Below are 2,201 nucleotides of genomic sequence, written 5' to 3'. Positions count from 1 at the left end.
TACGACTCGGTATCTCGTGACTGACCTAACGCTTCGTATCTTTCTGATCATACGGCATCCCGCATGTTCTCAACTGCCCGTACCCCTCCTTCCCTACCCGACGCTCTTCCGATCCCCGACCCACCGCTTCACGTGGCGGCCGGTCGAGATCGAACCGCTGCCGGAACGGCCGGCGGCCGAACTGAGCGGCAAGCGGATCGCGATCGTCAACGGCCGCGGCCGCACGGTCGAGCGCGTGGTGGCGGCGCTCGCGCGCGCCTGCGCGAAGCCGGTGGTGTTTGCCCCGGCCGACGGCGTCGATCCGGCGGCGGCGAACGCATTCGTTACACAGTCGGGTCCGTTCGACGGGATCGTCGATCTCGGCGTCGAGGCACCGTTCTCGCTCGACGTGCGCGATCAGTGGGAAGCGCCGCTGCGCCGCACGGTCGCGTTGCTGCAGGCGTGCTACGGCGACTGGGTGCAGGAGGAAGCGACGTCGCGGCTGTTCTATCTCGCCGTGACCTGGCTGGATGGACTGATGGGATACGGCGACGACACGCTCGTCCAGCCGCTCGGCGGATTGTGGGCGGGGCTCGCGAAGACGCTGCCGCAGGAATTGCCGAACTGCAACGTGCGCGTGCTGGACATCGCGCCGGACGAAACCGGCCGCGTCGACGGGTTGATCGCACGCGAGCTGTATCGCTGGGGGCGCTTCGAGGTCGGTCATCGTGGCGGGCGCCGCCACACGCTCGTCGCGACCCGCGACGACCTGCCGGCGCAAGCGGCGCCGGACTGGGGCCCCGACGACGTCGTGCTGTTCTCGGGCGGCGCACGCGGTATCGGGTTCCTGGCCGCCTGCGAGATCGCGAAGCAGTATCGCTGCACGGTGATCGTCACCGGTCGCGAAGCGCCGCCGGCCGGCGACGAGCCGTGGCTCGCGCTCGACGATGCGGGCTTCAGGCGCTACGGGCTCGACCTGCTGCGCCAGGCGACGCCGGAGCGGCCGCCCAAGGCGATCCGGCACACGCTGCAGCAACTCGAACGGCGCCGCGAGCTGAAGGCGTCGCTCGACGCCGCGGCCGCGCTCGGCCTGCCGGTACGCTACGCGGTATGCGACGTGACCGATGCGAACGCCGTGCGCGCGTTGTGCGACGCATTCGGCGCGCGGCTGCGCGGCGTGATCCACAACGCCGGCATCGACCAGCCGGTGCGGTTGCCGCGCAAGTCCGCGGACGAATTCGTCGGTACCGCGCGCGTGAAGGTGCTCGGCTTCATGAATCTGTACGCGGCCGTGCGCGAGCGGCCGCGTGTCGACTGCTTCGTCAACGTCGGCTCGCTGACCGGCCGCTGGGGCGGCATGACGGGCGAGACCGACTACGCGGCCGCGAACGAGGCGCTCGCGCGGCTCGGCTGGTGGGCGCGCCGCGATGCGCCCGGGCGCGCGGTGAAAACGCTTGTGTGGCCGACGTGGGACGGCGTCGGCATGATCACGAACCTCGCCGTCACGCGGCGCTATGTGACGCCGATGCGCATCGCCGACGGCGTTCGGCACTGGCTGGCGGAGCTCGCGCCGCCCACGCTGCCCGCGGCCCCCGGCGACGGCGAACCGATGTACATGGGCGCCGTCGGCCGTGCGTTGACGCCGATCCAGCTTCGCGGCTTCGATGCGGTCGACGGCTTGCCGAATCTCGGCGAACTCGCGACGCGCCGGCACCACGCGGGCGAGCCGCGGCGATTCCGGCCGTTCGCGTTTTTCTCGACGCGCTATCGCGCGGCCGGCGCGCCCTATACGCGCGCATTCCGCTTCAGCGGCCGCGCGGCGGTGCCCGCGTCGCTGCTGCTCGAACACGCGCGCGTCGTGGCCGACTGGGTTGCGCCGCCCGATGGCGAGCGCGCCTACCTCCATGAAGCCGCCGACGTGACGATCGCGCTCGATGCGCTCGCCGACGCGCTCGATGCGCACGGCGACCTCGCGCTCGACACCGACGTGACCGGCCGCACGGCCGGCGACGGCTGGCACGTGACGGTGCGGTGCGCGTCGCTCGCCGGCCGCGTGCTGCTCGATGCGACGTTCGTGTACCGCGGTCATCCGCCCGCGGGGACGACGGTGCCGCTGCCGCACGACGGGCAGGACGATGCGGTCCGGCCGGCCGTGTGCGCGATCTGGCGCGGCGACCTGCTGCCCGACGCGGACTGGCGCGGCGGCATCGCGCAGGTCAGGA

General features: G+C 72.0%; 1 pseudogene. It reads left to right on the top strand.

What is annotated here, in order from left to right:
- Positions 1-124 precede the first annotated feature (124 nt).
- A pseudogene (locus G3N62_RS35175) lies at positions 125-2,201 on the top strand (KR domain-containing protein); the annotation flags it as partial.

Origin of the sequence: Burkholderia sp. Tr-20355, assembly GCF_017104685.1 — a bacterium.
In the GTDB taxonomy this organism is placed as follows: domain Bacteria; phylum Pseudomonadota; class Gammaproteobacteria; order Burkholderiales; family Burkholderiaceae; genus Burkholderia; species Burkholderia seminalis.
This window is presented reverse-complemented; position numbering and strand designations above follow the sequence as displayed.